Source organism: Aureimonas phyllosphaerae, assembly GCF_047943035.1.
Lineage (GTDB): Bacteria > Pseudomonadota > Alphaproteobacteria > Rhizobiales > Rhizobiaceae > Aureimonas > Aureimonas phyllosphaerae.
The window spans coordinates 2,682,875-2,700,709 of record NZ_CP181348.1; the positions used below are offsets into that span (position 1 = coordinate 2,682,875).

12 protein-coding genes, 2 tRNA genes and 2 rRNA genes are annotated in these 17,835 nt (G+C 61.9%); 7 read left to right on the plus strand and 9 right to left on the minus strand.

Annotated features, from left to right (window positions below):
• Positions 1-108 precede the first annotated feature (108 nt).
• From ACLNGM_RS12700 to ACLNGM_RS12710, 3 genes are all read left to right on the plus strand, one after another.
• Complete coding sequence (locus ACLNGM_RS12700; RefSeq protein ID WP_416355192.1) at positions 109-291, plus strand: hypothetical protein; 183 nt, start codon at positions 109-111, stop codon at positions 289-291.
• A 117-nt stretch (positions 292-408) separates the two neighbouring features.
• Positions 409-1,608 carry an MFS transporter gene (locus ACLNGM_RS12705; RefSeq protein WP_416355193.1) on the plus strand — a complete coding sequence of 400 codons (1,200 nt, stop codon included), beginning with the start codon at positions 409-411 and terminating at the stop codon, positions 1,606-1,608.
• 31 nt (positions 1,609-1,639) lie between these two features.
• The gene (locus ACLNGM_RS12710) at positions 1,640-2,620 is read left to right on the plus strand and encodes an asparaginase (protein WP_416355194.1); all 981 of its coding nucleotides are present in this window, start codon (positions 1,640-1,642) and stop codon (positions 2,618-2,620) included.
• Between the two features lie 12 nt (positions 2,621-2,632).
• On the opposite strand, the gene ACLNGM_RS12715 is transcribed toward ACLNGM_RS12710, so the two are convergent.
• The 9 genes from ACLNGM_RS12715 to ACLNGM_RS12755 all read right to left on the minus strand — a co-directional run bounded on the left by ACLNGM_RS12715 (position 2,633) and on the right by ACLNGM_RS12755 (position 11,539).
• On the minus strand, positions 2,633-3,487 hold the full coding sequence (locus ACLNGM_RS12715) for a Crp/Fnr family transcriptional regulator (RefSeq protein ID WP_416355195.1): 855 nt from the start codon (positions 3,485-3,487) through the stop codon (positions 2,633-2,635).
• Between the two features lie 414 nt (positions 3,488-3,901).
• Positions 3,902-4,321, minus strand: a complete 420-nt coding sequence (locus ACLNGM_RS12720; RefSeq protein WP_416355196.1) for a VanZ family protein — start codon at positions 4,319-4,321, stop codon at positions 3,902-3,904.
• A 72-nt stretch (positions 4,322-4,393) separates the two neighbouring features.
• On the minus strand, positions 4,394-5,362 hold the full coding sequence (locus tag ACLNGM_RS12725; protein ID WP_416355197.1) for a magnesium and cobalt transport protein CorA: 969 nt from the start codon (positions 5,360-5,362) through the stop codon (positions 4,394-4,396).
• 105 nt (positions 5,363-5,467) lie between these two features.
• Positions 5,468-6,544 carry an ABC transporter ATP-binding protein gene (locus ACLNGM_RS12730; RefSeq protein WP_416355198.1) on the minus strand — a complete coding sequence of 359 codons (1,077 nt, stop codon included), beginning with the start codon at positions 6,542-6,544 and terminating at the stop codon, positions 5,468-5,470.
• A gap of 14 nt (positions 6,545-6,558) precedes the next feature.
• On the minus strand, positions 6,559-7,401 hold the full coding sequence (locus tag ACLNGM_RS12735; RefSeq protein WP_416355199.1) for a carbohydrate ABC transporter permease: 843 nt from the start codon (positions 7,399-7,401) through the stop codon (positions 6,559-6,561).
• Between the two features lie 3 nt (positions 7,402-7,404).
• Positions 7,405-8,337, minus strand: coding sequence for a carbohydrate ABC transporter permease (locus ACLNGM_RS12740; protein WP_416355200.1), 933 nt, complete (start codon positions 8,335-8,337; stop codon positions 7,405-7,407).
• A gap of 70 nt (positions 8,338-8,407) precedes the next feature.
• Positions 8,408-9,658, minus strand: a complete 1,251-nt coding sequence (locus ACLNGM_RS12745) for an ABC transporter substrate-binding protein (protein ID WP_416358442.1) — start codon at positions 9,656-9,658, stop codon at positions 8,408-8,410.
• Positions 9,659-9,689: 31 nt separating this feature from the next.
• The gene (locus tag ACLNGM_RS12750) at positions 9,690-10,859 is read right to left on the minus strand and encodes a PLP-dependent transferase (RefSeq protein WP_416355201.1); all 1,170 of its coding nucleotides are present in this window, start codon (positions 10,857-10,859) and stop codon (positions 9,690-9,692) included.
• Positions 10,856-11,539, minus strand: a complete 684-nt coding sequence (locus ACLNGM_RS12755; protein ID WP_416355202.1) for a FadR/GntR family transcriptional regulator — start codon at positions 11,537-11,539, stop codon at positions 10,856-10,858. Before ACLNGM_RS12755 ends, ACLNGM_RS12750 begins: the two co-directional genes overlap by 4 nt.
• 823 nt (positions 11,540-12,362) lie before the next feature.
• Here ACLNGM_RS12755 and ACLNGM_RS12760 point away from each other — a divergent pair.
• From ACLNGM_RS12760 to ACLNGM_RS12775, 4 genes are all read left to right on the plus strand, one after another.
• A 16S ribosomal RNA gene (locus tag ACLNGM_RS12760) occupies positions 12,363-13,843 on the plus strand.
• A gap of 258 nt (positions 13,844-14,101) precedes the next feature.
• Positions 14,102-14,178: transfer RNA gene (locus ACLNGM_RS12765), tRNA-Ile, on the plus strand.
• 71 nt (positions 14,179-14,249) lie between these two features.
• A tRNA-Ala gene (locus tag ACLNGM_RS12770) sits at positions 14,250-14,325 on the plus strand.
• Positions 14,326-14,847: 522 nt separating this feature from the next.
• Positions 14,848-17,680, plus strand: a 23S ribosomal RNA gene (locus ACLNGM_RS12775).
• The 16S and 23S rRNA genes sit together here with 2 tRNA genes alongside, the layout of an rRNA operon.
• The last annotated feature ends 155 nt before the right edge of the window (positions 17,681-17,835 follow it).

Below are 17,835 nucleotides of genomic sequence, written 5' to 3' on the forward strand. Positions count from 1 at the left end.
AGCAACGCACGATGCGCAAAGGCGCTCCCGGTCTCGCTCGAAGCAGCGACATCGAATGCGGGTGCCCCATATGGTTCGACGATAGCAGCAAGCCGAAGGAATCGGAGCTTGGCTCAGTTCGACAAGCCTTCAAACCGCAAGCGCGGCTCGCTGTGGGCCGTGACCACTGCGGTCATCGTGGTATCAGTCCTGTTCTTCATGTTCTTCTCAAGCCGCGATGGCGAGCGTCCGACCTCGACCACTGGCGGTACGGTTTCCACAGGGGCCTCGCCGACGACCGGAAACCGCTGAAAAGGACCCGCGACAGGCGGCCGGCCGGCGTGATACAGGCAGCACAGAACCGTTCGTAGTCCTTATCGATCGAGGCCCGAACGGCAAGCACGTGGCCACGGACCGGGGTTCGTTCACATGTCGACCATCGCTGCCTCCTCGACGTCGCTGCGCGAGAAGACGACCCTGTCCGTTCTCTTCGCGATGAGCGGATGCCACATGCTGAACGACGTGATGCAGTCGCTGCTTGCATCGCTGTATCCGCTCCTCAAAGAGAACTACGCGCTCGACTTCGTGCAGATCGGGCTGCTGACGATGACGTTCCAGATCACGGCCTCGCTGCTGCAGCCGGGCGTCGGCGTCGTCACCGATCGCTGGCCCATGTCCTACGCGCTGCCGGTCGGCATGGGGTCGACCCTGTGTGGTCTTCTGCTCCTGTCCTCGGCGGGCAGTTTCCCGATGCTGCTTCTGGCCGCCAGCCTGATCGGGTTCGGCTCCGCGGTGTTTCATCCCGAAGCTTCGCGCGTGGCGCGGGCCGCGTCCGGCGGGCGCCACGGGTTTGCGCAGTCGCTGTTCCAACTGGGCGGCAATGCGGGAACCGCGCTCGGGCCGCTGCTCGCGGCGTTTATCGTGCTGCCCTATGGCCAGCACAGTATCGCATGGTTCGCCGGCATCGCATTCCTCGGCATCGCGATCCTGACCTGGGCCGGGAACTGGTATGCAGGTCATCGCCGCGCGCAGATCGGACGGCCGCCGGTGAGCCGCGCCCTGCCGCTGCCCCGCAACACCGTGCTGTGGGCGGTGGCGATCCTCGTTCTCCTGACGGCGACCAAGAACGTCTACATGGCGAGCTTCTCCAGCTACTACACGTTTTACGTCATCGATCGATTTGCGCTCACGGTGCGCGAGGCGCAGTTGATGCTGTTCCTGTTCCTCGGCGCGGCGGCCGCCGGAACGTTCCTCGGCGGTCCCATCGGCGACCGCTACGGCGCGCGCTTCGTGATCTGGTTCTCGATCCTCGGTGTGATCCCCTTCGCCCTGCTGCTCCCTTACGCAAACCTGCCGCTGACCGCCGTGCTGACGGTCATCATCGGCTTCGTGCTCGCCTCTGCCTTCCCCGCGATCGTCGTCTTCGCGCAGGAGCTCCTGCCGGGCCGTGTCGGGCTCGTGGCCGGCATGTTCTTCGGGTTCGCGTTCGGGGCCGGGGGGCTCGGCGCGGCCTTCCTCGGCGATTTCGCCGATACGGCAGGCATCGAGTTCGTGTATCGCACGGTCTCCTATCTGCCGCTCCTCGGCCTCGCTACGATTCTCCTGCCCAGGCTGCCGTCCCTGCGCTGATCGTGGCGTGCCCTCGAACAAGGGACCCATCATGCCGCGCATCCAACTCGTTACCACCGGTGGGACGATCGCCTCGCGGGCCGAGACGGCTGCGGCCGATGCCGACGTCGTGGCGTCCGTGCGTGGCGATGCGTTGCGCGCCGGCCTCCATGACAAGCTGGAGGGGATCGAGATCGCAGTCGACGACTTCTGTAGCGTCAATTCGTTCTCGATCGACCTGCCGCTGGCATTCGCCCTCGCGAGGCGGATCGACCAGCATCTCGCCGATCCGGCCTGTGACGGCGTCGTGGTCACGCATGGGACCGACACGATGGAAGAGAGCGCGTTCCTCGCCGACCTCGTCGTCGCCTCGCCCAAGCCGGTCGTCTTCACCGGGGCACAGCGGAGCGCCGACGCGCCGGATACGGACGGGCCGCGCAACATCGCCGATGCCGTGCGCCTGGCCGCATGCCCCGACGCGGTTGGACTCGGATCCATGATCCTGTTCGAGGGCGACTTTCATGCCGCCCGCGATGTCACGAAGACCCATACGGCGCGCACCGACACTTTCCGTTCGGGGGAGCACGGGAAGCTCGGCGAGGTCGACGGGACGATCGTGCGCGTCCACCGACGCCCGACGTTGCGGCGTACGTTCGCGCCGACCGACATTGAAACGCGCGTCGAACTCGTCCGCATGGCGATGGGAGGCTCGGACAGGCTCCTGCGTTTCGTCGCGGGAGACGGCGCCAGGGCCATCGTGCTGGAAGGTTTCGGGCGTGGAAACACGCCGCCGACCGTGACCAGCGCCGCCGCCGAGATCATCGCCTCCGGCATCCCGGTCATCGTGACCTCGCGTTGTCCTGAGGGTCGCGTGAAGCCGGTCTACGGAAACGGCGGCGGTCGCGATCTCCAGCGGGCCGGCGCGATCTTTGCGGGGGACCTTAGCGGTGCCAAGGCGCGCATTCTGGCGGCGGTCGCGCTGGGTAGCGGGGAAGCCGACCTCGAAGCCGTGTTCGGCGCTCTCGGCGGCTGATCCGCGAGCCGGTCAGCCTGGGGAGTTGAGGAGGCCCATCCTCTCGGCCGGCGCCTGAATCAAGCGCCTATACTCCTCTTCCGGAATGCCGTAGCAGCCGGCGGCAATCGCTTCGAGACCCATACGATCGAGAATGTGGATGCGGCCGCGCCTCGCCTTGATGAGGCGGGCGCCTTCCAGCACATGAATCTCATTCGTCACGCCCGACCGTCGCACCCCCAGCATGAGCGCCAGGAACTCGTGCGTCAGCGGAAGATCGTCGGTTTCCAAGCGATCCTGGGACATGAGAAGCCAACGCGCCAGCCGCTCGTTGATGTTGTATCGCCCATTGGCAAGCGCCGAATGCGAAAGCTGGACCTCGTAGCAATGGATGTAGCGCAGCAGGAGCTGGCGCAGGGCCTCGTCCTCCGCCACCAGTACGAGCAGCGCATGCGCCGATATGCGCATAGAGGCGCCGGCCGCCTGCATGAAGGTGCGATGCGGCGTCTGCCCGACGCCGTGAAGGAGGCAGAACCCGGTCATGCCCTCGGGGCCGATATGTCCGACTTCGATCTCTTCCTTGCCGTCCCGGCTGGTCGCGACCATGGACGCCAGACCGGCTTCCAGAAAATGCACCTCGAGAATCTCAGCTTGCGGCTCAACCAGAAGTTCACGCACCGACAGTTCGACAGGCGTCAGGTGCGGAGCGATCCTCGCATAGGTCTCGGCTCCGACGACTGAGAGCAGACGATTGCGGATGCGGGACTGCGGTATGACCGACATCGGCTTGGCGCTTCCTCCAGACAACAGCGCGTTCCGGGCGTCATGGCCGGCTTGAACGTACAGCTTGGGGATCAGGTTATGGGGGAAGGGACAGCAATGCTCCATATGTAGCGGCGTACCGTACGCTTCTGACCTAAAACGCTTTTTCCGCCTCGACAGCACGGAGGGGTGACAACTTGTCCCGTGCGCTCGTCACCTTTCTACCTGTCAACGCGCAGGGCGTGGCGTGGAAGGCTGCCTGTGCTCTTGGCGGAAGAAGAAAGGAAGATCGCACGACCCATCAGTTGCGGCAGCGCGAACGGCCGACGACCCGAACGGTTCGTCGTTGATGGCTGATTGCTGCAACCGATTGGACATTTCTTTCGCAACTCCTAGTTACATCGGGTGGGAGAAGCGTCATGAAGATCGAAGCGGGGATCGCCCCGAAACGCATCGACTACAAGGGTGCTGATCGCGAGCGCCCTCGGGATGAAATGAGACCGGCTCGGGGGCTCCTCGTCGGCTTGGTTCTCTCAGCGATCATTTGGCTGGGGCTTCTGGTTTTCTGGCTGTCGGTTTGATCATTCGTCCATTTGATCCGGTTCCGCGTTCGTTGTCCCGCAGTCGCGCGTGGGCGAGCAGCAGGAGGCGACCGAGAAACAGCCCAACGAGCGCCCCGCAGGCCTTCACGAGCGCATCGTCGAACCTTGCATGCCGTGTCGGCGAGAGTTCCTGAAGCCATTCGATGGCGATCGCACCAACAACGATGGCCAGACCGACCGCGATCGAGTGCCGAGGGTATGCCATCACGAAGAGCGCGGTCAGGCTGCAGAACGCGAGGGCCCGATCGAAGTCGACCGGCATGACGTCGTGGGGTCTCAACCCAATCGGGGAAACGGTGACGAAGAGGATCGCCGCAAGGGCGATCCAGGCGGCAGCACGCAGGAGGGTGGTTGTCATGCAACCGTCATCTGCGCCGATTGCGGCGGTGTCGTGCGAGGGCCGAAGAGTCGGACGATATGGTTGATGTGCCTAGAGCCAGCGCGCCTGACGGAAGCGGACGTAAAGGAGGGTGCAGGCGGCAACGATCACGCCGAGGACGATGAAGTAGCCGTAGTGCGACTTCAGCTCGGGCATATATTCGAAATTCATGCCGTAGATGCCCGCAATGGCGGTCGGCACGGCCAGGATGGCGGCCCATGCGGCCAGCTGGCGCGTGATCGCGCCGGTGCGCTGCTGCTCCAGTAGATTGCTGAACTCGAAGACGGAAATGACGATCTGGATGAGGCCGTCGACGAGCGTCTGGACGCGCCGGACGTGATCGAGCACGTCGCTGAAGTAGGGCCGAGTTTCCGGATCGATGCAGGGCAGGTCCAGCCGGACGAGTTTTCCAGCGACCTCGGCCATGGGAGCCAGCACCCGCTGGAATTTGGCGAGCTGACGGCGCAGCGTGAAGATGCGGGTGATCTCGTCGCGTCCGAGAAACGTGTCGAGCGAGCGCTGCTCCATCGTCAACACGTTGTCCTCGATCGCTTCCACGATCGGCAGGTATCCGTCGACGATAAAGTCGAGAATGGCGTGCAGGACGTAGTCGACGCCGTGAATGAGAAGGGTCGGCGCGGCCTCGAGGTGCTGGCGCAGGGCCGTGTGCGAACGGGCCGAACCGTGGCGCACGCTGATGATGTGGCTGTGCCCCAGGAAGATCGCCGTTTCCCCGTATTCGATCCGGTCGCCGTCCAGCGCCGCCGTCTTGGCGACGACGAAGAGCTGATCGCCATACACGTCCACCTTTGGCAGCTGCCGCGCGTCGACGGCATCTTCCACCGCAAGGGGATGAAGATTGTACTGCTCCTTGAGGACCTGCATCTCTTCATGCGTCGGATCGCAGATGCCGATCCAGACGAACTCGGACCGATCCGACGGACAATCCACCTTCTCGTGAATCGAGATCTCGCGAACCCGCTTGCCGTGGCGGTAGAGATAGGCGGCGACCACGGTCATGCGGGGGCCTCGCGTCCCGGAAGGGGAGGGCAGGGGCCGAAGGTGCGACCCGTCTTCGCCGCTAGATGTCGCACGCTTTCGTGATGAAAAGATTGTGCTGCGCGGTCAGGCGTGTTCGAGGCGTATTCCCGTCTCGTCGTCGAACACATGAAGATGCTCGGCGGGCAGGAGCACGCTCAACCGCTCGCCGGCCGACCAGTCTCCGTAGCCGGGCCGATAGGCCTTGATGGCGACCTCGCCGTAGCGCAGGTGAACGATCGTACCGACCCCGGTCGGCTCGACGAGCTCCACGGCGCAGTCCACGGCATCCACCGCATCGGATGGCGCGAAGGCGACATGCTCCGGCCGGATACCGATCGTGACCGGTCGTCCTTCGGCCAGCCCGAGGGGCGCCAGCGGAATTTGGGCGTGGCCGACGTCGAGATGCGGCCGGAGGCCGTTGCGATAGAGGCCCGAGACAAAGTTCATCGCGGGCGAACCGATGAAGCCGGCGACGAAGCGATTGGCCGGGCGCTGGTAGAGATCGAGCGGGGTGCCGATCTGCTGGATGCGACCGGCGTCGAGCGCGACGATCCGGTCCGCCAGCGTCATCGCCTCGATCTGATCGTGCGTGACGTAGATCGAGGTTGCGCCGAGGCGCTGGTGCAGCTTCTTGATCTCGGCCCGCATCTGCTCGCGCAGGCGCGCATCGAGGTTGGACAGTGGTTCGTCGAACAGGAAGGCTTGCGGCTGGCGCACGATGGCACGGCCCATCGCGACGCGCTGGCGCTGTCCGCCGGACAAGGCCCTCGGCTTGCGGTCGACGAGCTTGGACAGGCCGAGGGTCTCAGCGGCTCCGCGCACGGCTTCAGAGATCCGCTCCTTGGCGGTTTTGCGAAGTCGCAGTGAGTAGCTCATGTTTCCGGCGACGCTCATGTGCGGGTAGAGCGCGTAGGACTGGAACACCATCGCGATATTGCGATCCTTCGGCTCCATGTCGTTGACGCGGCGCCCTCCGATCAGGATGTCGCCCGCCGTCGCCTCCTCGAGACCGGCGATCATGCGAAGGAGCGTCGACTTTCCGCAGCCGGACGGCCCGACGAGAACGACGAACTCGCCGCTTCGGATCGACAGGTCGACAGGCTGGAGGACGTGGATCGAGCCGAAGGATTTCTCGACGGCGTTGAGGTCGATCGTGGCCATGTGTGTCGGTTCCTTCAGCCCTTGACCGCGCCGGCGGTCAGGCCCTGCACGAGGAAACGCTGGATGAGGAGGAAGAAGAGGAGCGCCGGGATGAGCGCGAGCACGCCCGCAGCCATCATCTGTCCGAAGTTGACGCCGAACTTCGAGACGAAGGACAGGAGGCCGACGGGGAAGGTGCTGGCGTCCGTCTTCGAGATCAGCATCAGCGCAAAGAGAAGCTCGCTCCAGGCGGCGGTGAAGACGAAGCCGAGCGTCGCCGCCATGCCGGGCAGGGTCAGCGGCACGATGATCTCGCGGAACGCCTGGAACCGGCTGGCCCCGTCGATCATCGCGGCCTCGTCGAGATCCTTCGGGATCGCGTCGAAGAACGACTGCATCAGGAAGACCGCGAAGGGTACGTTGAAGGCGGAGTAGACGATGATGAGGCCGGTGAGGCTGTTGGTGAGCCCGATCGGCGCCAACATGCGGAAGATCGGCGCGATCAGCATGACCAATGGAAACATCTGCGTCACCAGCATCAGCCCGATCAGCCAGAGCTTGCCGCGGAACCGGAAGCGCGACATCGCATAGCCCGCACCCGCCGCGATCAGCGTAACGATGATGGCCGTCGTCAGCGAGACGATCAGCGAGTTGCGGAAGAACAGTGGGAAGTCGCTATTTCGGAGCACGAAGACGTAGTGCTCGAAGCTCGTCTGCGACGGCCAGAGGCGGACCCCTTCGCTGTAGAGCAGCGCGTTCGGCGTCACCGAGACCTTGAGCAGCCAGAACAGCGGAAACAGGGCCACCACGATGTAGACGAGGATCGCGGTGCGATGGGCGATGGTGCCGGCAAGGCGCCGGCGCGTGACGGCAGCCATGGGTCAGGACCTGTTCAGAAGCATCTGTCGCAGGCTCACGAGGAGTAGCGAGTAGATCATCAGGAGCACCAGCAGCACGAGGGCGATCGCCGACGCGTATCCGAAGTCGAGGCGGCGGAAGGCGGTCGTGAAGATGTAGCTCGCGACGATCTGCGTTCGGTCTGCCGGGCCGCCGTTGGTCATCACCACGATAAGATCGGCGAAGTTCGCGATCCACACGGTGCGCAGGAGGATGGTGATCGCAATCGTCGGCGCGAGGAAGGGCAGGGTGATCGAGCGGAAGCGCTCGATGGCGCCGGCGCCGTCGATCGCGGCGGCTTCGTAGATATCCTTCGGGATGGACTGCAGCGCGGCGAGAAGCGTGATGGCGAAGAACGGGATGCCCCACCAGACATTGGCGATGATCGGCCCCCACATCGCATGGTCGGGATCGGCCAGGATGTTTGTGGGCGTTTCCATCAGTCCGAGCGCTGTCAGCCAGTGCGGGATGGGACCGACCACGGGATTGAAGAGCCAGGCCCAGTCGAGCCCGGACAGGAAGCTCGGCACCGCCCACGGAAGGAACACCAGCGCCTGGGCGAGACCCCGGCTGGCGAACGGACGGTTGAGGAGAAGCGCTAGGATCAGGCCGAAGACGAATTGCAGCGCGACCGACGTGCCGGTCCAGAACACGGTATTGCTGAGGGCCAGTCGGAAGTTCTCGTCGGACGCGAGCTTCACGAAATGGCCGAAGCCGACGAAGCCACCGCTGAACGGATTGAGCAGGCGAATGTCGCGGAACGCATAGGAGACGCCGACCACGAGCGGCACCAGCATGATCGTGACGATGAGGATCACGGCGGGCGCGGCATAGAGGTAAGGCTGCAGGCTGGTGGTCCAGCTCCGGCGCAGGGCTTGCGGGGCAGGCGGGATGCCTGTCTGGCCGATGGCGGTCATGAACTCCTGGCCGGCTGAAGGGGAAGGGGAGGGGAGCGGGCGAGCCGCCCCCCACTCGGCGTCAGGCCTGTCAGTTGCCCATCTGCTTCTTCTTGGCGGCCGTCAGGTACTCGGCCCACTGCTTGGCCAGGTCCTCCGGCGAGATCGAGCCGAGGAGCGCCTCCTGGCTGGTCTTGATCACCAGCGAGTCCTTGAAGAAGGCGAACTCCTCGAGATCGGTCGGCATGACGGTTGGCACGACGCTCGGATCGGACAGTTCATCGAACCAGCCCTTGAACTTGTCCTGCGCATAGAAGGGATCCTGCTCGGCCGATTTGTGGACGGGCAAGGCACCCGTCCGCTTGTTCCAGGCGAGGTTGCCCTCGGGGCCTTCCAGCGCCTCAATCAGCTTCCAGGCGAGGTCCTTGTTCTCGCTCGCGGCGAACATCGACCAGCCGGCATAGCCGATGGTCGGGAAGGCCTTGCCGGCGGGCCCCTTCGGCATCGGCGCGACGCCGTACTGCTCGGGCTTCAGGTGTTCGTCGATGGCAATCAGCGCATCCGGGTCCTGGTCGAGCATGGCGCAAGTGCCGGAATAGAAGCCCGCCACGATCTCGTTGAAGCCCCAGTTGATGGAGTCCTTCGGCGCATAGCCGTTCTTGTACATGTCGACCACGTAGGTCAGTCCCTTGACCCAGCCCGGCTCGGAGAAGGTCGACGTCCCGTCCTCCTTGAAGAACGTATTGTCGCCATTGGCCGTCGCGCCGAACATCACCCAGCCGTTCAGTCCGCCGGGACCGCCGCGCAGGCAATAGGCCGACTTGCCGGCGGCCTTGATCTTCTCCGCGGCAGCCGTGAACTCGTCCAGCGTCTTCGGTGGCGCCTCGACGCCCGCCGCCTTGAAGACATCCTTGTTGTAGAACATGGCCCGCAGGTAGAAGCCGTAGGGCAGCATGTAGGCGGTGTTGTCGACGGCGCGGCCAAACTGGAGGGCTCGGTCGTTGAGACCGCCCGTGTACTGCCAGTTCTTCAGGTACGGCTCGAGGTTCTCGAGCGCGCCGTTCTTCGCATAGAGCGCAAGCCAGGTGTCGGGCATCTCGACGACGTCGGGCGTCTCGCCGGCCGACACGGTGGTCGCGAATTTCTCGAACGCCTCTCCCCAGGGCAGCGAGGTGATCTCGACGGTGACACCCGGGTTGGCGGCCTCGAAGCCCTTGACGATCTCGCGCAGCGTCGCGGTGCGCTCGGGGCTCGTGATCACCTCAGTCAACTTCAGGGTCTGGGCCAGTCCGGGGCTGGCGCAGAGGCCGGCCAGCATGGTGGCGGTGAGAAGCGTCCTGATCATGCCATTCCTCCTTGGTTGTCGTCGGGGTTCAAAGCGTCGCGGCGTCGATGGCCGCCTCGATGTCGTTCCAGAGACGTTCCGTGCCTTCGAGCCCGACATGCAGGCGGACGGAGCGCGGATGAATGCCGAAGGCGACCGCGGAATTCGGCTGCGCGGCCTGAGCCCGAACGATCGCGCCGGGCACGACGAGGCTCTCGTGCCCGCCCCAGCTGACGCCGAGCGAGAAGGTCGAAAGCGCGTCGGCAAAGCGCGCGATGTCGATGCCTTCCCTGAAGACGAAGGAGAAGAGGCCCGACGTACCGCGCAGACCCTGGGGCAGCGCATTGGCGAGGCCGGGATGCGCCACACTCTCGACGGCCTGATGCGCCCGCAGGCGCCTTGCCACTGCGAGCCCCGACGCTTCGTGCGCCTTCATGCGGATCGGAAGAGTCCGCAATCCGCGGATCAGCAGCCATCCCTCGAACGGCGAGAGCTTGCCGCCGAGATAGGGGTGAGTCTCCGATCGGATCCGGTTGATCAATGCGGCAGGGCCAGCCACGACGCCGGCCACGACATCGCTATGTCCGCCGAGATATTTCGAGGCCGAATGGAGGACGAGATCGACGCCGAGCGCGATCGGGTTCTGGAAGACCGGCGACGCCCAGGAGTTGTCGATCACCGTCATGACACCGGCATCGCGTGCGAGCCGGGCGAGAGTACCGACGTCATGCGCCTCCATCGTCCAACTGGTCGGGCTTTCCATGTAAAAGAGCTTCGCCCCCGGCAGCGCCTTCTCGACCGCCACCTCGTCGAGCCCGTCGATATAGTCGACCTGGACCCCCATTCGCTTGGCGAAGGTCTCGAACAGGCGATAGGCGTCGGGATAGACGTTGCGGACCGCAAGAATCCGCTCGCCTGGCGATACGAAGGTCAAGACGGTGGACGAGATCGCGGCCATGCCGCTCGCAAACGAGAGAGCGTCCTCCGTCCCTTCAAGTTCCGCCACCTTCTCCTCGAAGATCCGCGTCGTCGGATTGAGCCCGCGGGAATAAGCTGGGCGTTGCTTCAGACCGCGATAGACCGCTTCCATCTCGGCATAGGACTCGAAGGTGAAGAGCGAGGTCTGCACGATCGGCGGCACCACCGCCGCGTAGGCGTTGGGCGCATCGTGAGCCACGATGCCGGACGCATGGTCCAGCCAGTCCATCCCGTCGGTCATTGGGACATGTCCTTGATGTCTTCCTCGACGATGGCGAGGATGTTCAGGGTCTTCTCGCGCGCTTTGGCGGGATCGCGCCCGGCGATCGCGTCGAAAAGTTCGCGGTGGTACGGAAAGGATCGGCGCGCGAAGTCCGGTCGGTCGAACGGCTTCTCGAAGAACAGCTCGAACGCCTCCCGCATCTGTTCGAGAAGCTGGCCGAAAAGGGGGTTGTGCGTGGCGTCGTAGATGGAAAGATGAAAGGCGAGGTCTTCGCGGCCTGCAGTGCCCTTCTCCAGATGAACGCGCTCCATCTCCTCCAGCGTTTCCCGCATGCGCTCGATATCGGCGCGCTCCGCCCGGTTTGCTGCCAGCATGCTGGCCTCTACCTCCAGCCCGCGCCGAACGTCGAGCGTCCGCAGGAGCCCGTCACGGACCGGGCCGGGATCGAAGGACAAGGGGAGATGAACCGTCGCGGCCGAAATGCTCCGGCGTAGAAATGAGCCGCTGCCTCGCCGCGTCTCGACGACGCCCAGTGCCTGGAAATGCCGCATGACCTCGCGAACGGTGGACCGACCGATGCCAAGGGCGCCCATCAACTCGTGCTCGGTCGGAAGTCGATCGGACGGCTTCAGTCCGGTTTTCGAGATGTGATCCGCGACGATCTGGATCGCATCTTTCGTCCGGTTCGCGGACGGCATCCGTGCCAGCCCCTCAATTGCCATATATCCCCCGACGTGGCAAAGTTGTCAGACAGCAGACAGCGAATGAGACGAAGCGTCAAGGCAGAAGGGCGGCGACAAAAGTGTTTTGTGGGGAGGGGAGAGAAGAGGGGATACGGATACAGGTAGGACCGCAGCCGCAACCAACCGATCTCGGATCCCAAGACGCCCCCCGTGACGACTGTCTGACGGTCTGGCGACGGTGCAAGCTGTTGTTCGGGCTTCGGATTTGCACTTTTTCCCGAATGGTCGAATTTTTTGTATTGACCGCCGCGGCGTGTGCCCCCTATAAGCCGCTCATCGACGACGGCGGTGGCGCCGGGGCGGACGGGTTGGACGGCTGAGGCGGTCTGGTTGGTTTGCCGGGAAGTTGGGTTGGCGGTTGTGTTCTTCCGGGATTTCTGGGAGGGGATGGCTGGCTGGCTCGGTTTTGCGCCTCTTGTGAGTGTCGGACGAGTTTTTTCGAGTTTGCTTCTGGCATGCTTGAAGGGTGGCTGGCCAGGTTGGTCACCCGAGCGGCGGACTGTTGTGGTTTGCCGGGTTCTTTGAGAATTGAAGAGAGAACGGAAGAAAGAGAGACGTGGACGGCGGTGTTGGCCGAGGACGGCTTGGGGCGATATCCTTTTCGCCCTGGGTTATGTCCGAGAGCTGAACCGACGATAGACACGTTTCGTTGAGATGAGAGCGGACGGCATGTTTGCTGGCTGGTTGGGCGTGAGCCTGGCTGGCTGGTTTGTGTTGTCCGGTACAAACTCTCGTTGATGCTTTGAGACAGTGACTTGAAGTCGGGATAACTCTTATCAAACCTGAGAGTTTGATCCTGGCTCAGAACGAACGCTGGCGGCAGGCTTAACACATGCAAGTCGAACGCCCCGCAAGGGGAGTGGCAGACGGGTGAGTAACGCGTGGGAATCTACCCTGAACTGCGGGATAGCTCCGGGAAACTGGAATTAATACCGCATGTGCCCTGAGGGGCAAAGATTTATCGGTTCAGGATGAGCCCGCGTCCGATTAGCTAGTTGGTGGGGTAAAGGCCTACCAAGGCGACGATCGGTAGCTGGTCTAAGAGGATGATCAGCCACATTGGGACTGAGACACGGCCCAAACTCCTACGGGAGGCAGCAGTGGGGAATATTGGACAATGGGCGCAAGCCTGATCCAGCCATGCCGCGTGAGTGATGAAGGCCCTAGGGTTGTAAAGCTCTTTCACCGGGGACGATAATGACGGTACCCGGAGAAGAAGCCCCGGCTAACTTCGTGCCAGCAGCCGCGGTAATACGAAGGGGGCTAGCGTTGTTCGGAATTACTGGGCGTAAAGCGCACGTAGGCGGACATTTAAGTCAGGGGTGAAATCCCGGGGCTCAACCCCGGAACGGCCTTTGATACTGGGTGTCTTGAGTTCGGAAGAGGTGAGTGGAATTGCGAGTGTAGAGGTGAAATTCGTAGATATTCGCAGGAACACCAGTGGCGAAGGCGGCTCACTGGTCCGATACTGACGCTGAGGTGCGAAAGCGTGGGGAGCAAACAGGATTAGATACCCTGGTAGTCCACGCCGTAAACGATGGAAGCTAGCCGTCGGGGGGTTTACCTTTCGGTGGCGCAGCCAACGCATTAAGCTTCCCGCCTGGGGAGTACGGTCGCAAGATTAAAACTCAAAGGAATTGACGGGGGCCCGCACAAGCGGTGGAGCATGTGGTTTAATTCGAAGCAACGCGCAGAACCTTACCAGCCCTTGACATGCCACGACGTCCTCAGAGATGGGGTCATTCCTTCGGGACGTGGACACAGGTGCTGCATGGCTGTCGTCAGCTCGTGTCGTGAGATGTTGGGTTAAGTCCCGCAACGAGCGCAACCCTCGCCCCTAGTTGCCAGCATTTGGTTGGGCACTCTAGGGGGACTGCCGGTGATAAGCCGGAGGAAGGTGGGGATGACGTCAAGTCCTCATGGCCCTTACGGGCTGGGCTACACACGTGCTACAATGGCGGTGACAGTGGGCAGCCAGCCAGCGATGGTGAGCTAATCCCCAAAAGCCGTCTCAGTTCGGATTGCACTCTGCAACTCGAGTGCATGAAGTTGGAATCGCTAGTAATCGTGGATCAGCATGCCACGGTGAATACGTTCCCGGGCCTTGTACACACCGCCCGTCACACCATGGGAGTTGGTTCTACCCGAAGGCGTTGCGCTAACCCGCGAGGGAGGCAGGCGACCACGGTAGGGTCAGCGACTGGGGTGAAGTCGTAACAAGGTAGCCGTAGGGGAACCTGCGGCTGGATCACCTCCTTTCTAAGGATGGACCTTTGACGGCCTCTTGGCCCCCGATCCTCGGATCGGCGCCCGGGACCACCGTATCGGTCTGTTTTAGAACAAGACGACGGCCAGTCAGGCTGTTGTCGACATAGACTAGGCCCTGTCCAAGCAGCTTCGGTTGTGGGATTGGGGTGATGGCCGGCATCGCCGCCCATGTTTCTCTTTCTTCCTCGAATGGTGGTGGTGGCCGCAGCGCTGATAGAGCGATGCGGTGCCGATGACGGACGAGAGTTCGGGCCCGTAGCTCAGTTGGTTAGAGCGCACCCCTGATAAGGGTGAGGTCGGTAGTTCGAATCTACCCGGGCCCACCATGCTTCTTCGTGAGGAAGGGGCGTGGTGGACCCGGGGGTCCCTCCCAGGGTTGCGGTTTGGTCCTCGAATAGGGGCTTTAGCTCAGCTGGGAGAGCACCTGCTTTGCAAGCAGGGGGTCGTCGGTTCGAACCCGACAAGCTCCACCATTCGGAAGAAAGCAAAGTTTGCGGCACGGCTTTGGTTGTGTCGCCCGTTCTTGAACATGTGAAGAGAAGACGGATCCTGACGGGTCACCTGGCGGCAACGCACGGGTGGACTGGTCCGAGGTTCCTCGCTGGAAGGGTTCATCGCCCGACCGGGTCAAACGAGGGCTTCTGTTGGATGGGTGTGCCTGACCGCCGCCCTTGGGGTTCGTCTCTGGAAGCTGGTCTTTCGCCAGTTCCGCCTCTAGCCGGGGTGGGATTGGCATGAGCCATGCTGCAGGACGCCGATCCCCGTTGCACGCGGGCCGGTGTTTGCATGGCTCGAAGAGAATGAAGCGCACATGAGCATCTCTCTCTTCTCAGCAGCAAAGCCGACGATGACGAACGAGACGCCCCGAACCCGATGAGGGTTCGCAAGGCCGACCGGCCGTCGCCGCTCGTGCGGCGCGCCCCGCGCAGACGATCGCCTCGATAGGCGATCGGCGTGAGCGGAGCTGAGAACTGATGATCATGGGCGATGAGAACGATCAAGTGTCTTAAGGGCATCTGGTGAATGCCTTGGCATGCACAGGCGATGAAGGACGTGATACGCTGCGATAAGCCATGGGGAGCTGCGAATAAGCTTTGATCCGTGGATTTCCGAATGGGGCAACCCACCTCCGAGCCTTGGTCAGATCGGAACGGCACTGGATGGCGATGAGCTGTCCGGTGGTGTTGCGGTGACCAAGGTTCAACAGCGAGGTATCTAACCTTCGAATACATAGGGGTTAGAAGCGAACTCGGGGAACTGAAACATCTAAGTACCCGAAGGAAAGGACATCAACCGAGACTCCGTTAGTAGTGGCGAGCGAACGCGGACCAGGCCAGTGACCATCTTGAGAAGAAGCCGAACAGGTTGGAAAGCCTGACAAGAGTGGGTGATAGTCCCGTAGGCGCAATGTCTGAGATGGTCCATGAGTAGGGCGGGACACGTGAAATCCTGTCTGAAATTGGGGGGACCACCCTCCAAGCCTAAGTACTCGTGCATGACCGATAGTGAACCAGTACCGTGAGGGAAAGGTGAAAAGCACCCCGACAAGGGGAGTGAAAGAGAACCTGAAACCGGATGCCTACAAACAGTAGGAGCCCAAGGTTTGTCCTGGGTGACTGCGTACCTTTTGTATAATGGGTCAGCGACTTAGTCTGGCGAGCGAGCTTAAGCCGATAGGTGTAGGCGCAGCGAAAGCGAGTCTGAACAGGGCGTTCAGTTCGTCGGATTAGACCCGAAACCGAGTGATCTAGCCATGAGCAGGTTGAAGGTGCGGTAACACGCACTGGAGGACCGAACCCGCATCTGTTGCAATAGATTGGGATGACTTGTGGCTAGGGGTGAAAGGCCAATCAAACTCGGAAATAGCTGGTTCTCCGCGAAATCTATTTAGGTAGAGCGTCGACCGAATACTCCAGGGGGTAGAGCACTGAATGGGCTAGGGGGACTCACCGTCTTACCAAACCCAATCAAACTCCGAATACCTGGAAGTACTAGTCGGCAGACACACGGCGGGTGCTAACGTCCGTCGTGAAGAGGGAAACAACCCTGACCGACAGCTAAGGTCCCCAAGTTATGGCTAAGTGGGAAAGGATGTGAGAATCCCAAAACAACCAGGATGTTGGCTTAGAAGCAGCCATCATTTAAAGAAAGCGTAACAGCTCACTGGTCTAGATTTAAGGGTTCTTGCGCCGAAAATGTAACGGGGCTCAAGCCATACACCGAAGCTTCGGGTTTACGCCTCTGGCGTAAGCGGTAGCGGAGCGTTCCCTAGGCCGTTGAAGGAGGATCCGTGAGGACCTCTGGAGGTATGGGAAGTGCGAATGCTGACATGAGTAACGATAAAGGGTGTGAGAGACACCCTCGCCGAAAGTCCAAGGGTTCCTGCTTAAAGTTAATCTGAGCAGGGTGAGCCGGCCCCTAAGGCGAGGCCGAAAGGCGTAGTCGATGGGAACCACGTTAATAGTCGTGGGCCTGGTGGTGAGTGACGGATCCCGTGTGTTGTCGACCCTTATTGGATTGGGTCGGCTGCGAAGGGGTCCCAGGAAATAGCCCCACCGTATAGACCGTACCCGAAACCGACACAGGTGGACTGGTAGAGCATACCAAGGCGCTTGAGAGAACTGCGTTGAAGGAACTCGGCAAATTGCACGCGTAACTTCGGAAGAAGCGTGACCTCCACGGGCGCAAGCTTGTGGTGGTGGCACAGACCAGGGGGTAGCGACTGTTTATCAAAAACACAGGGCTCTGCGAAGTCGCAAGACGACGTATAGGGTCTGACGCCTGCCCGGTGCTGGAAGGTTAAGAGGAGGGGTGCAAGCTCTGAATCGAAGCCCCAGTAAACGGCGGCCGTAACTATAACGGTCCTAAGGTAGCGAAATTCCTTGTCGGGTAAGTTCCGACCTGCACGAATGGCGTAACGACTTCCCCGCTGTCTCCAACGCAGACTCAGTGAAATTGAATTCCCCGTGAAGATGCGGGGTTCCTGCGGTCAGACGGAAAGACCCCGTGCACCTTTACTATAGCTTTACACTGGCATTCGTGTCGGCATGTGTAGGATAGGTGGTAGGCTTTGAAGCGTGGGCGCCAGCTCGCGTGGAGCCATCCTTGAAATACCACCCTTATCGTCATGGATGTCTAACCGCGGCCCGTCATCCGGGTCCGGGACAGTGTATGGTGGGTAGTTTGACTGGGGCGGTCGCCTCCCAAAGAGTAACGGAGGCGCGCGATGGTGGGCTCAGACCGGTCGGAAATCGGTCGTCGAGTGCAATGGCATAAGCCCGCCTGACTGCGAGACAGACAAGTCGAGCAGAGACGAAAGTCGGTCATAGTGATCCGGTGGTCCCGCGTGGAAGGGCCATCGCTCAACGGATAAAAGGTACGCCGGGGATAACAGGCTGATGACCCCCAAGAGTCCATATCGACGGGGTTGTTTGGCACCTCGATGTCGGCTCATCGCATCCTGGGGCTGGAGCAGGTCCCAAGGGTTTGGCTGTTCGCCAATTAAAGCGGTACGTGAGCTGGGTTCAGAACGTCGTGAGACAGTTCGGTCCCTATCTGCCGTGGGTGCAGGAATATTGACAGGATCTGTCCCTAGTACGAGAGGACCGGGATGGACATACCTCTGGTGGACCTGTTGTGGCGCCAGCCGCAGTGCAGGGTAGCTATGTATGGACGGGATAACCGCTGAAGGCATCTAAGCGGGAAACCCACCTGGAAACGAGTATTCCCTATCAGGGCCGTGGAAGACGACCACGTTGATAGGCCGGATGTGGAAGCGCGGTAACGCGTGAAGCTGACCGGTACTAATCGCCCGATCGGCTTGATCGTTCTCATTCGCCCATGATCATCCCCGCGCAATCGCCAAAGCGATTGTCGCGAGGCGCCATACCGGCGCAATTCCGATAGGAATTGTCGCTCCAGGTGGCATAGATCATGAGCTCATTCTCTTCGAAATCCAGCTTCCAGACTGATGCGATTGGCCG